Here is a 13,997-nt window from a genome sequence, read left to right on the forward strand (position 1 = left end):
GGTTTTTTTTATAGTATTTAATTTATATTTTAAAGACCGTAATAGTACAATCCATAACCGAGTAACAGCGCAGGTATTGTTGAATAGACTGTCGCCATTAAAGCTGCTTTTGGTGCTAATGCGATGGCTGGGAAGAGAGCATCGCCATCATTTGATATTGCATTTGCTGCCATCGCACTAAATGGGATAATGCCTTGAATATAAAGTGTCATTACGACAATTTGCGGCCCACAGCCTGGTAACAAACCTATTGCTACAGCTACCAAGGGAGCAAGATAAGCATATTCAGAAAACCATGCTTTTAAATCAACACCTAGCAAATTAACTAAAACTTCAAATAGCATGAAACTGGCGACAACCCATGCTGTAACAAAGTGCGTGTCCATTAACACTTTCGTGAGCTTTGAAGGTGGATTGCATGGAGCTTCTTCGCTGGTCACTTGTTTATAACTGCTGCCTTTAGATGAAAGAGCCCATACAACTACAGTAAATAGCGCCATGATTGAACCAAATAGGGTAATGCCATGATTAATACCATTACCAAATACGCTAAGGTCGGTATTGGTGGCAATAACAATAGCAACAATCAAGCTTGGCATTAAGGCAAATTTCCAAACCGGGCGGCTAAATATTAAAGCTTTTGGTTGGCATTGAGGTTGTTCGCTGAAGTCACTGGCCTGCGTAGGTTGAAACTTATCTGATTTATGAAATGTATTAACCACCTGTCCGCTAATTACGCCTACACTAACACCGATTACCATCATTAATAACCCATCAAGAGGGCGGGTTGCTAATAACAAAAATGCAGCATCACCCATGGTTGCTGTTAATACTGCGACCACAGAGCCAAAGCTAGCTTGTTTTTTGGTAAATTGGGTAACTACAATAATGGCACCTCCACAGCCAGGTAAAGCACCTAAGATTGACGCAAAACCGATTTCTAGGATGCCTGATTTAGCTCGTAAATAGCTGAGCTGTAATTGAGGTAGCCGATCAATCAAGTAGTAATAGATTAATAAAGTGGCTGCAACAAACACAGATACTTGAAAAAAAGCATCACTTAACGCTTGGAGGGTAAACTCACGGCTTGCTGGTATTGCCAAAGAAATTAGCAATAATAGGGGTAAAAATAAGCGTTTATTGTCCGTAATATAACACCTCGCTTTATGGGTGGAATACCTCGTTTGTGTTAATGAGAGCATACAGTGCAACCTAAAAATTAATCAGGTTACACTGTATTACCGATTTAAATGAAAATCAATCTCATTTGCATCTATTTGCGTTGAAACTCAGAGCTCGCATTCCAGGTCGGCCATTCTTTACGCTCTGAAATATCAAAACCTACTTGATAGAATAACTGAAGATCCTGAACGGCACCTGATAAATCCCATTCATCACGGTAACGATCGCAAGGCTGATGGTAACAACCGCGAAGAACTAAGCTCATACGCTTACGGTAATTTGCAGTTTCTTCATCAAGGGCTTCACTGCCGCCGCCAGCATACATTGCTGGTACACCCATGTTTGCAAATGCAAAGTGATCAGAACGATAGTAACCACCCGAAGACGGTTTAGGATCGCCAGATACAGTTCGGCCTTGTGCTTTAGCAGCTGTTTCTAACAAGCTATCCATTTCTGATTTGCCGATACCAACAACACTGATATCTTTCACTTTACCTAATAGATTTAAGCTATCCATGTTGATGTTTGCAACAGTTTGAGAAGCTGGGATCACTGGGTTTGCAGCGTAATATTTTGATCCAAGTAGACCTTGTTCTTCAGCGGTTACTGCTAAGAAAGTCATTGAGCGGCTAGGGTGCTCAGGAAGGCTAGCAAATGCTTCTGCAACTTCAATTAAGCCTGCAGTACCTGTCGCGTTATCGTGGGCACCATTATAAATTTGGTCACCTTTACGTGTTTTATCTGTACCAAGGTGATCCCAATGAGCTGAGTAAATGATGTGCTCGTCTGGCTTTTCGCTGCCAGGTAACGTTGCAATGAAGTTATATGAAATTGACTTTTTAATCGTGTTATTTACTTCAACGCTAGCTGTTAGGTCGCCCATATCAATATGGTAAGCACCTTTTGCAGCATTTGCTTTCATAGTATCGAAATCTAAACCTGCTTTTGTGAATAGCTCTTTGGCAACATCAGTTGTTACCCAGCCTTCAACAGCAACACGATCCATGTTGTTATTTTCTTTTTGGAAACCAAATTGCTCACCGCTCCAAGAGTTTTCAACAACTGACCATGGGTAAGAAGCTGGTGCTGTTTCGTGGATAATAATTGCACCAGCTGCACCTTGACGACTTGCTTCTTCATATTTGTATGTCCAGCGACCATAATAAGTCATGGCGTCGCCAGTAAATAAATCTGGGTTTTTAGTTGCATAACCTGGATCATTAACTAGCATTACAACTGTTTTGCCTTTTACGTCTAAGCCTTCGTAGTCGTTCCAGTTGTACTCTGGCGCATTTACACCATAACCAACAAATACTAATTCAGAATCTTTAATGCTTTGTTTAGCACTAATACGGCTACTACCCATTACCATATCTTTTTTATACTGATAATCTTTGCCGCCAATGGTAAGTACCATGTTTGAGTCTGCTTCAAGTGAAACAAGCGGTACTTCTTGCAAGAAGCTATCACCGTTACCAGGCTCAAAACCCAATGCTTTAAATTGGTCAGTTAAATAGGCAAGCGTTAGCTCTTCACCTTTCGATGATGGTGCACGGCCGCCGAATTCATCAGAAGCTAACACTTTAATGTGCTCTGCTAGTTGCTCTGAGTTGATGCTTTGATAGGCTTTTTCTACATCACCTGATGTGATACTTGTTGAAGCACAGCCTGCAAGAATGGTACTTGCAAGTACTGTCATTGGAAAATAGCGTTTCATAATAGCTCTTTTTTTGTTTTATGGTGGCATTAGTATATGAGGTTCTATTAATGAGAACCAGTTTTTACGGTAAACTACCCACAATACATCAAGAAGTTAAAAAATAAGCAATGAAACGATTTAGCGCACCAGAGCAATGGTCAACACAATACCTTACAACCGGTGCATTTAGTGACCTAGCAACGCTGTTTAATATTGACAAATTATCGAATTGGCCGTCTTGTGACTGGTTTAATCAATATTTAAATGCCAAAACAACACAAGGCACAGTAATAAGCTTTGTAGAGGATGAAAAATTTGCCGACGAAACTCGTTATTATGAGCAAATTATTTATGAAACAGGGCAAGTACCAACAAGACAACAAAATTGGCACGACCTTTTTGGTGGATTTATTTGGTGTTTATTTCCAAAAACAAAAGCACTGATAAATCATCAACATATCGAAGAAATTAAACTGCATGGTCTAAAAGAGCGCAGTAAACACCGTAATGCTCTCACCTTATTCGACGAATGTGGTGTAGTACTGGCAATTACCGAACAAAGTTGGCAACAACAATTACGCGATCATCAATGGCATCAAGCATTTGTTACACAACGTGAGCAGTGGGGTAAAAATATTCGCCCGTTCATGTTCGGCCATGCTAACTACGAGATGCTCACTCAGCCTTATATAGGTTTAACAGGGAAAGCATTATTTGTAATTGTACCCAATGACATATTTTGTAAAGATTTAAGCGAGCAATATGCGTATCTAGATCAACGTCTTTATGAGATGATTAAAGTAGATGATTGTTTACGTGATAATAAGAATTTATCTCCATTACCCTTGTTAGGTGTACCAGGGTGGTGGACTGAAAATGAAAATCCAGAATTTTACAGTAACACTGATTACTTTAGACCTAAACGAAGGAAACGCACATGATTGAAGTTGCAGGGCTTAAAAAGAAATTTAAGCTAACAAAAGATCATAAAAAAAATAAAACGGACAATGTAGACCCCCGCGAAGATAAAGAGTTTTTCCATTCTGTAAGAGACGTCAGCTTTAAATGTAATAAAGGTGAAGTGCTCGGCTTACTCGGCCCAAATGGTGCAGGTAAAACAACGACCCTTAGAATGATTTCAACAGCATTAAAACCAGATGAAGGCAGTATCACCATCTCTGGTCACGATATTGTTAAAAAGCCATTAGTTGGCCGCAAATCAATTGGTTTTCTATCTGGTAGCACTGGCTTATATGGGCGTTTAACGGTTAAAGAAAACGTAGAATATTTTGCCCGTTTACATGGCATGAGTAAAAAGGCGGTAGCGGCACGTTGTGATGAACTATTCAGCTTACTTGATATGCACAACTTCATTGATAAGCGTGCCGAAAACCTTTCCACAGGTATGAAGCAAAAAGCCAATATTGCTCGCGCTGTTGTTCATCATCCTGACGTGGTAATTCTCGATGAACCAACGACAGGTTTAGACATTATGACCACGCAAACTGTAATTAGCTTTATTCGTGGCCTTAAAGAGCAAGGTACTCCAGTCATTTTTTCAACTCACCATCTAGATGAAGTTGCCTTACTTTGTGACCGCGTTGCAGTTATAAATCAAGGTATTAGTTGCTTTGATGGCACATTAGAACAGTTTAAACAAACTGGTCAAAGTGAGGAATTAAATCAAGCGTTTATGAATATTTTAACGGAGAGTCGTGATGTTTGAAGTATTTAAAAAGGAATTAAAAGAGCTGTTACGTGACCGTAAAACATTGATATTCGTTGTCGCACTGCCAGTTGCTATTTTCCCTCTTTTATTTGCTGTGATGGCATTTATTAGTTCACAAGCAGCACTCGAAGCTGAGCAAGAAGTGCATACTTACGCCATTATTAATGGTAATTACGCGCAAGAATTTACAGATAAGGTGTTTTATCATAAGAGCTTTGCATTATATAAAGGCGACGAAACCTTTAATACGGTAGAAGATCTCACTAAAGCGGTTAAAGCGGGTACCATCGATATGGGTATCTATTTACCTTCAGACGCTGAGCAAACACTCGATAACGCTAAACAAAGTGAGTGGCAAGTTGTGTATAACGACGCTAAGGCGATTAACTTCTTATTTGACCGCGTTAAAGAACTTGCAAAAGAGTATGGTGATAAACTGCGTACTACTAAACTATTAAGCTTTGGCGTATCAGAGCAGCAACAAGCCGCGATTATCGAGCCAATTAAAGTTGTTAAGGTCGATACTGCAGATAAACGTGAAAATCTGGGTGAAAAAATTGGCGGGTTTATTCCTTATCTACTTATTCCTCTCGTATTGATGGGCGCAACGTACCCTGCTATTGATTTAGGGGCTGGTGAAAAAGAGCGCGGTACACTCGAAACCCTTCTACTTACACCAATCACGCGCACACAGCTAGTGTTAGGTAAGTTTGTAACCTTGCTGGCTTCTTCAATTGCGACAACCACTATTACAGTTCTTAGTATGGGTGTGTGGATATCGGTGGCCATTGCTTTTGTAGATTTAGCGGTTGTTAAAAACGCATTTAGCTCTTTAACTGTATTAGATTTAGGGCTGATTTTTGTGTTGTTATTGCCTATTGCTGCAATCTTCTCATCATTAGCATTGGCTATTTCAATTTATGCGCGAACTTTTAAAGAAGCACAAAACTATATGGCTCCGCTAAGCATAGGTGTAATTTTTCCAATTATGATTGCGTTGATGCCGAATGTTGAGCTTACGAGCAAAACAGCCTTTATTCCTGTAACAAATGTAGCTTTGGCAATCAAAGAAATCATTAAAGGCACAGTCGATTACACACTAGTGGGTTTAATTTTCCTAGCAACAGTAATTGTGGCAGGGGCACTATTAGCATTTTGTGTTAAATGGTTTAATAAAGAAGATGTCTTATTTAGATAAGAATTTATTGATTTTACCTAATAATAAAGCACCAATTTGGTGCTTTATTTGTATATAGAACAGGCTAACTCCTTACTAATCCTTATTAACTAAAATTTTTTCTGTATACTCCCCTTTAGTTATCATTCTCTCCTATACTCTAAAGCAGAGTAGCAATGAAGGCTTTCGATTCAATGGATTCTGGACATTCAGCGCATTTCTTCCAACGTAACAAACTACCAATACTAGCAATTTGTATACTCTTGATATTGGGCAGTATTGTTACAGTAAAATATGAATATGATCTTCGAGAAGAGGTATTTAGCCGCGCACTTGAACAGATGCAGCGAGAACTAGATAGAAAACAAAGTGTGTTTAAAACAAGTCTAAGAGAGAATGTTTCAGCCCTTAATTTCTTAGATTCCACCCCACCAGTACTCGCTATAATGCGTTCCACTAATGATAAACAGGTAGATCCGGTTTTAGGCACGCCTATTTCTGCTTGGAAATACCGCCTCGCAAAAATCTTTAGTGGTTTTATGACTACAGATAAAGAATTAGCGCAGGCGCGATATATTTATATTGCAGACAATGGCAAAGAAGTTGTTCGTGTTGATAATGTCAACGATCAGGTTATTAGAATTAGTGAAGAGAACTTACAGCATAAAGGCCATCGTGATTATATGCGAGTTGCTGCAGAGCTAAAAGATGGTCAAGTTTATATATCACCAATTAACTACAACCGTGAAAATGGACGATTACAACAGCCTTACGTTAGCACATATAGGATTGCTAAACTTGTAAAAGACACTGAAGGTAAGCCGTTTGCTGTTTTGATCCTAAACTATAATGCCGAAGACCTTATCAATAAGTTAACAAGTAATACTGCTAAAAAGCTATCTGTGTATCTTTTAAATGCTCAGCAGCAATTTATTTATCACCCAAAGGAGTCGTATCGCTTTAGTTTTGAGTTGGACGACCCTCATTATTGGTCTGAAGAATTTAGTATCGATCAACAAATGAATGCCAATGATTTTTTTGATGTAATGAATCTTCCTGAAAAATTATATGCTCAGAAAACTATTGAGTTTGAAAATGACATTCACATGCAGCCATTGACTCTGGCTGTTTCTATAAAAACCGAGATACTCCTGCAAGAAATCAATCAAAAACGTATGAGGTTTATAAGCACTTTATGTTTAATGATTATTTCTGTATTAATACTATTTACTATCTATCAACGCGATATTAATAGAAAAATTGAGCTGAGTTTTCTAAAAGAAAAGAATAGTAAAATCATAGAAAACTCGACAGATGCTATCATTATGGTTCAGCCAAATGGAGTTATTTGCAATGCCAATGAAACAGCAAAAACGTATTTTGGTATCACCGAGCATTCAACCCACTTTGATACATTGTTTGATTATAATGAAGAAGATTTTCAAGGGGTTGGCGAAGCCATAAAAAAAGGGCAACGATCTACGTTTGAAGCTGTGCACATTAATGAACAAAACACGCATTATTTTTCGATCACAATGACACCTGTCTATGATGCAGCAAAACAACAATATCAAATAGCGGCCATACTTCGTAATATTGGTTCACTTAAGTGTGCTCAACATCAACTTGAAAAGCTTAATACTACATTAGAAGAAAAAGTGAAAAGTCGCACAGCAGAGCTTGAAAAAGCCACCGAAGAAGCTCTTGCAGCAAGTAAAGCTAAAAGTGAATTTGTAGCTAATATCTCACATGAAATCCGCACCCCGATGAATGGGGTACTTGGTATGCTGGAAATGCTCGAAGAAGAGCCTTTATCTACTCAGCAAATGCAATACTTACATTATGCAAATACCAGTGCCATTTCATTGATGACACTGATCAATGACATTCTCGATTTTTCTAAAATTGAAGCTGGTAAACTTGATTTAGATAGTCATGAGTTTGATGTTGTTTCAGTGTGCAGTGATTTAATAACATCGATGGCCGTTCAAGGTCAGAAAAAAGGCATTGAAATACTGTTCGATGCTCATGCTATTACTAAGCGTACTGTAATGGGTGATAGCCACCGCTTAAAACAAATTCTCAATAATTTACTCAGTAACGCATTTAAGTTTACACATAAAGGTCATGTAAGCTTAACGGTTAAGGAACAGCTGCATTCAGACAATACGCTTTGCCTAAGCTTCGTTGTTGAAGATACAGGTATTGGTATTTCGAAAGCAAACCAAAGTAAATTGTTTGAAGTGTTTACCCAAGAGGACTCAAGTACAACACGGCATTATGGTGGCAGTGGTTTAGGGCTTTCAATAAGCCGAAAACTCGCTCAGTTGATGGGTGGTGATATTATCGTTGAAAGTGAAAAAGGAAAGGGCAGCCGCTTTTGGGCAAGTATTTGTGTATCGATAAGTGAGTCGTCAAAAGTGCCGCATCAAAGCAATGTACTGAATGATAAACAAGTAGGCTGTGCAATTCATTATGAATTACTGGCTAACAATGTTGAGCTGCAACTAGCGACACTAGGCCAGAGTCATAAAATAACGCATTTAACTGATGTTTCTGAAACTGATTTTAATGAGTTAGATTTACTTATCATTGATCATAAACATCCAGAACTAAACAATGTGTTGAGTTTTGCAAATCGCTATCCCGACACCTGTGTATTAATTTTAGGTGTTATGACATCACTTAAACAAAAAGAAACATTACCGAGCAATTGTACTGTTATTGCAAAACCTGTCACTCCTGATGAATTAGCCTATAAACTCGCGGTTTTATTTAATGACAATGATTCTGTTATTGAGCGTAAAAATACAGATACTAAAGAAATTATTGAGCTTGATTTAACATCTCGTTCAGTGCTTATCGTCGACGATAACATGATTAATATAGAAGTGAGCAAAGCCATTTTAAGAGATAGCCATGTTCATATTGAATCAGCCAGCGATGGTCTTGAAGCAATTGAGGTATTGAATAACAGCGAAACTCAATTTGATCTGATCTTAATGGATTGCCAAATGCCAAACTTAAATGGTTATGACTGTACTAAAGCTATCAGACAGGGCAAAACAGGTGATAAATACCAAGATGTCGTGATCATTGCTATGACAGCAAGTGCAATGGCGGGTGATAGAGAAAAATGCCTGAGTGTTGGCATGAACGACTATATCACCAAGCCAATTAAACAAGCCACATTGCGCAAAAAGCTATCAATGTGGCTGAAGTCTTAAGCTGCATCTTGGTTTTTATTAAACGCAGCTTTTGGTGTTAGTTTATTAATATCAGCAGAGTGAATCACTTTTTGTGTTTCACTCCAGTGCAGTAATTCAATACGCCCAGAGCTGTTTTCTACTAATGCAGTGCAGTTTTCAATCCAGTCGCCATCATTGCAATACAAAATCCCATCAACCACTTTAACGGCTGGGTGATGAATGTGCCCGCAAATGATGCCATCGACGACTTGTTTTTTTGCTTCGTGGATGGCCGCTTTTTCAAATGCATCAATTGCTTCACGTGCTTTATGCACTCGTGCTTTGATCCAAGAGGCTAATGACCAATAATTACCGCCAAATAAACGGCGAATGCGATTAGTCCAGCGATTTAAAAATAGTAAAAAGTCGTATCCTGCATCGCCTGCAATGCTGATTAATTTGTTGTAGCGAGTTGCTGAGTCAAAATCGTCGCCATGTAAAAGTAAAAACCGTTTGTTGGCTTTAGTTGTATGAATATATTGTTTATGTACTTCTATACCGAATAATGAATCATTAGCATAATGGCGAAAGGTTTCGTCGTGGTTACCCGGTATGTAGATCACTCGTGTGCCATCTTTCGCTTTTTGTTGAATAAGCGCTAACACATCATAATGACTAGGATGCCAAAAAAACTGTCGTTTCATTGACCATAAATCGACAATATCACCGACCAAATACAACACATCACATTCAATCGCATTTAAAAAGTCTAGTAAATACTGCGCTTGGCAGTCTTTATAACCTAAGTGAACGTCGGAAATCCAAACGGCAGGATAGTGGGTTTTACTACTACAAGTGGTGTTATTCATGGCATTTACTCATGGTGTAATAAAGTAAATGCTAGGTAGAATCAATGACAGATAAAAGACGCTTTAGCGAAACATCTATGACAATTAATCCCAATCCACAATAACATTTAATTAAGCGAATTGGTAAAATAAAACAAAAAAACCGCCGAAGCGGTTTTTTATATTTTGTATAGCTGACTTAATTAGCCTTTAACAAGTGCTGCAATTTCGGAAGCGGCACTATCTAAATCAAGCATTAGCTTTTCACCAGTATGGCGATTTTTAAGCTCAACCTTGTTTTCATCAAGGTTACGCTCACCAATAACTAATGTGAAAGGCACACCTAGTAACTCCATGTCGTTGAACATTACACCAGGGCGCTCTTTACGGTCATCAAATAACACATCTAAACCGGCATCTTTCAAACCTTTGTAAAGGTTATCTGCAATATCAGGAATACGATGAGACTTATGCATATTCATAGGTACGATAGCTAAATCAAATGGCGCGATAGGTTGCGGCCATTTAATACCGTATTGGTCGTTGTTTTGCTCAATAGCGGCAGCCACGATACGTGATACACCAATACCGTAACAACCCATTGTCATTACTTGGTTTTTACCTGTTTCACTCAAAACGCCTGCTTTCATTGCTTCTGAGTACTTAGTACCAAGTTGGAAAATATGACCTACTTCAATACCTCGTTTGATTTGCAGTGAACCTTGACCACATGGGCTTGGGTCGCCTTCAACGATATTACGGATATCAGCCACTTCGTAGTTTTCTACATCGCGATCCCAATTGATACCACTGAAATGTTCACCATCTTTATTAGCACCTGCTACAAAGTCAGCCATTACGTTAGCTGTGCGATCAACAATAATTGGCATTGATAGACCGACAGGGCCTAAAGAGCCAGGTTTTGCACCAATCGCTGCAACGATGTCTTCTTCTTTTGCCATTTCAAGCGGTGAGTCTACAAGCGGATGTTTCTCAGCTTTTAACTCGTTTAATTCATGGTCGCCACGTAATACAAGGGCAACTAAACCACGTTGTTCGTTTTCATCTGGTGCGCCATACACGATTAATGTTTTAACGCCTCGATGAGGTTTAACACCATAGTGCTCTTTAAGCTCAGCAATTGATTTTGCATCAGGCGTTGGGAACGCTTTTAACTCTTTACTTGCAGCTGGGCGCTCTTCAGTCGGTGCTAATGCTTCTGCTTTTTCGATATTTGCAGCGTAATCACTTGCATCACTAAATGCGATTGCATCTTCGCCTGACTCTGCAAGGACATGGAACTCGTGTGATACGCTACCACCAATAGAACCTGTATCTGCAATAACAGGGCGATAATCAAGACCAAGACGCTCAAAAATGTTACAGTATGCTTTGTGCATTACTTGGTAGGTTTTCTCTAAACACTCATCACTTAAGTGGAAAGAGTAAGCATCTTTCATTGTAAATTCACGAGCACGCATTACACCAAAACGAGGGCGAACTTCGTCACGTACTTTTGTTTGTACTTGGTAAAGAGTAAGCGGTAATTGCTTATAAGAGCTGACTTCTTTACGAACAAAATCCGTGATCACTTCTTCATGAGTTGGACCTAGCGCAAATGGACGATTGTGGCGATCAGTAATGCGTAGCAATTCAGGTCCAAACTGTTCCCAACGGCCAGACTCTTCCCAAAGATCAGCAGGTTGGATAATAGGCATTAACATTTCGATAGCGCCGGCTTTATCCATTTCTTCACGTACAATGTTTTCTACTTTTTTAAGTACGCGTAGTCCAGAGGGCAACCATGTATACAAACCCGACGCAACGCGGCGGATCATGCCTGCTCGTAGCATTAATTGATGAGAAACAATTTCTGCATCAGACGGAGTTTCTTTAAGTGTTGCGAGTATATATTGACTGGTACGCATCTCTATTCCAAGTAGTGTTAAAATTATTATCGTTTACTCAAGACGTTTGAGTAATAACAAGCTGCTAAGTTTACCAGTGGAAGCACTGACACTAAAGCGCTATGTGTTAAAAAAAGTGTTAAAAAACTAGCATTTTTCAATGCTGGTCACTGTATTATGATTATCCTGAACATGCCACCTAATATTAAAATCATATAAGGTCATACCGTAGCTTTGCTCTGAGTCACGTTGCTTTTTGTATGCAGGGCGAGGATCTTGCTTTAATACATTGCTTATAAAGGCTTTTAATTCAGGTTGTTCGGTTTGTTTGTCAATAAACGCAAGAGCTTCATCACTAAACTCGACACTCATATCTGTTTCTGGTCGGGTATCGGCAAAACCAGCGGTGGCGTCGGTCATTGCATCTGAATACGGCAGGTAAGGCTTAATGTCCAAAATTGGTGTGCCATCGAGTAAATCAATACCTGATAGTAATAAGCTTAACTGACCATTTTTATACTCGATACCTTCAAGTTTTACAGCACTCATACCAATTGCATTTGGGCGGAAGGTGGCACGTGTTGCAAATACGCCTTTTCGTTCGTTACCGCCAAGGCGAGGGGGTCTAACCATTGCTGAGTAGCCTTTATCAGCGGTTTCATGAAATCTGAATAATAACCAAATATGGCTGAATTCATCGAGACCACGTACAAACTCTTCGCGATTAAAATCACTACTAAATACTAGCTTTGCTTTAGCTTCAGGAACCAAGCGAGGTTGGCGAGGTATAGCAAACTTTTGTTTGTATGGAGATTGAATGTGGCCGACGGCGGTTAATTGGTATTCGCTCATTGTGCAATGTCGTTAAGAAAATCTAACGACATTTTACATGCAAACACAAAAAAAGGCAGTCGAGACTGCCTTTTAAATATTTAGACTGTATAGTCTAAATTAAAACATGTATTGGAATGATACAGACGCTACATCCATATCTGGGTCAATGTCATCTTCTAACTTATAGCGCTCATATTCTAAACGTACTTGCACGTTTGTTGTAAAAGCATACTCAATACCTGCACCATAAAATACATCGCCGCCATCTGTGTCAGCACTAATGCTGCCAAGCTCGCCTAGATCTTGCTCAATTTCAGCGTCCCACTCTAGCCAACCACCTTTAGCATAAACAGAAAAGTTATCAGTAATTGGTGCTGCTAAGCGTGCCGCAAGAGAAACACCGTCAATTTCAGCTTTAGAATCGATATCACTTACTTCATCAAAATTTTGGTATGCAAGTTCAAGGCTAAGATACTTATTAAACTGAGTACCAATATAACCTTTTAGCATTTGCGAGTCGTCATCGAAGTCAGTGTCATTTTCGCTATCTTCAAACTCGAAAGAATATTGGCCATAGCCGATACCGGTATAAATACGCGGAGAATCCATTTCGGTAATATCTGCATGTGCTGCATTGTTAAAACCCAGTAGTGCTAAAGAAAGTGCAGAAATTGAAATTGCTTTAATCATTTAATAGCTCCTTTATAAAATAAATAAACGAATGTTTCGCGTCATTCACAAGGAGTGTTGCAATGACAATGCCAACGCAAAAATAAAGCCTAAAGTATTGTTTTTAGGCTTTATTAAGCGTTTTTTTGAACAGGTTGTTGAAACTGTAATCAGGCATTCAGTTTGGCAGTCGTAACAATTTCAGGGTGCTCTGTAGAAGTTACTAAGTGCAGATTTTAAATTCGCGTTGTTTTGTATTTTTACGCTTTTTGCAAAAGGGTTTCTGTTTCAATCGCGATCTCTTTCATTTTAATCGCATAGTTTTCGATTTTCTTCTCTTCATCTGTTACTGCTGTATATGAAGGCACTTCAATTGGGTAACCCGCTTCATCCATGGCAATAAAACTAATAACGCAATGATTGGTTTCAACCAGGTTTTGTGTTTTTGGATCGCCACAGCGTACTTGAATAAAGATTTGCATGCTGGTTTTACCAGTGTGGGCGATACTTGCTTTCACTTCGACTATTTGGCCAACCAAAATAGGGCGCTGAAACTTCACGCCTGCGACAGAGACTGTAACGCAGTAATGTCCACTCCAACCAGCAGCACAGGCGTAACCAGCTTGGTCAATCCACTTCATTACCACACCACCATGAACCTTACCGCCAAAATTTACATCGGTAGGTTCAGCTAAAAAACGAAAGGTTACACTTGAAGACGGCATACTTTACTCACTTTTATAATAAATCACGACATTTTCAGC

Annotated in this window: 11 protein-coding genes; 4 read left to right on the top strand and 7 right to left on the bottom strand. The window is 39.1% G+C overall.

Features of this window, described 5'->3' with window-relative positions:
- Nucleotides 1-29 precede the first annotated feature (29 nt).
- Both J8Z25_RS08340 and J8Z25_RS08345 read right to left on the bottom strand, forming a co-directional pair.
- Nucleotides 30-1,202: a putative manganese transporter gene (locus tag J8Z25_RS08340; protein ID WP_250661969.1), complete on the bottom strand. Its 1,173-nt coding sequence runs from the start codon at nt 1,200-1,202 to the stop codon at nt 30-32.
- 71 nt (nt 1,203-1,273) lie between these two features.
- Nucleotides 1,274-2,899: a M28 family metallopeptidase gene (locus J8Z25_RS08345; RefSeq protein WP_239978073.1), complete on the bottom strand. Its 1,626-nt coding sequence runs from the start codon at nt 2,897-2,899 to the stop codon at nt 1,274-1,276.
- A 110-nt stretch (nt 2,900-3,009) separates the two neighbouring features.
- Here J8Z25_RS08345 and J8Z25_RS08350 point away from each other — a divergent pair, with 110 nt between their 5' ends.
- From J8Z25_RS08350 to J8Z25_RS08365, 4 genes are all read left to right on the top strand, one after another.
- Nucleotides 3,010-3,822, top strand: a complete 813-nt coding sequence (locus tag J8Z25_RS08350) for a DUF3025 domain-containing protein (RefSeq protein WP_130051544.1) — start codon at nt 3,010-3,012, stop codon at nt 3,820-3,822.
- Nucleotides 3,819-4,607, top strand: a complete 789-nt coding sequence (locus J8Z25_RS08355) for an ABC transporter ATP-binding protein (RefSeq protein ID WP_130051543.1) — start codon at nt 3,819-3,821, stop codon at nt 4,605-4,607. The genes J8Z25_RS08350 and J8Z25_RS08355 overlap by 4 nt, the downstream gene beginning before the upstream one ends.
- On the top strand, nt 4,600-5,808 hold the full coding sequence (locus J8Z25_RS08360; RefSeq protein ID WP_130051542.1) for an ABC transporter permease subunit: 1,209 nt from the start codon (nt 4,600-4,602) through the stop codon (nt 5,806-5,808). Before J8Z25_RS08355 ends, J8Z25_RS08360 begins: the two co-directional genes overlap by 8 nt.
- Nucleotides 5,809-5,963: 155 nt before the next feature.
- Nucleotides 5,964-9,014: an ATP-binding protein gene (locus J8Z25_RS08365; protein WP_250661970.1), complete on the top strand. Its 3,051-nt coding sequence runs from the start codon at nt 5,964-5,966 to the stop codon at nt 9,012-9,014.
- On the opposite strand, the gene J8Z25_RS08370 is transcribed toward J8Z25_RS08365, so the two are convergent.
- The 5 genes from J8Z25_RS08370 to J8Z25_RS08390 all read right to left on the bottom strand — a co-directional run bounded on the left by J8Z25_RS08370 (nt 9,011) and on the right by J8Z25_RS08390 (nt 13,958).
- Complete coding sequence (locus J8Z25_RS08370; protein ID WP_178926939.1) at nt 9,011-9,844, bottom strand: UDP-2,3-diacylglucosamine diphosphatase; 834 nt, start codon at nt 9,842-9,844, stop codon at nt 9,011-9,013. The two genes, J8Z25_RS08365 and J8Z25_RS08370, sit on opposite strands and share 4 nt — an antisense overlap.
- A gap of 182 nt (nt 9,845-10,026) precedes the next feature.
- A complete protein-coding gene (locus J8Z25_RS08375; RefSeq protein ID WP_130051540.1) occupies nt 10,027-11,751 on the bottom strand; it encodes a proline--tRNA ligase in 1,725 nt (574 codons plus the stop codon).
- Between the two features lie 126 nt (nt 11,752-11,877).
- Complete coding sequence (gene tsaA / locus J8Z25_RS08380; protein WP_178926940.1) at nt 11,878-12,582, bottom strand: tRNA (N6-threonylcarbamoyladenosine(37)-N6)-methyltransferase TrmO; 705 nt, start codon at nt 12,580-12,582, stop codon at nt 11,878-11,880.
- Nucleotides 12,583-12,681: 99 nt separating this feature from the next.
- On the bottom strand, nt 12,682-13,254 hold the full coding sequence (locus J8Z25_RS08385; protein WP_130051538.1) for an outer membrane beta-barrel protein: 573 nt from the start codon (nt 13,252-13,254) through the stop codon (nt 12,682-12,684).
- Nucleotides 13,255-13,493: 239 nt separating this feature from the next.
- Nucleotides 13,494-13,958 (bottom strand): acyl-CoA thioesterase, encoded by a 465-nt coding sequence (locus tag J8Z25_RS08390; RefSeq protein WP_054561436.1) that lies wholly within the window; start codon nt 13,956-13,958, stop codon nt 13,494-13,496.
- Between the last annotated feature and the right edge of the window lie 39 nt (nt 13,959-13,997).

Source organism: Pseudoalteromonas sp. SCSIO 43101, assembly GCF_023650775.1.
Taxonomy (GTDB): domain Bacteria; phylum Pseudomonadota; class Gammaproteobacteria; order Enterobacterales; family Alteromonadaceae; genus Pseudoalteromonas; species Pseudoalteromonas apostichopi.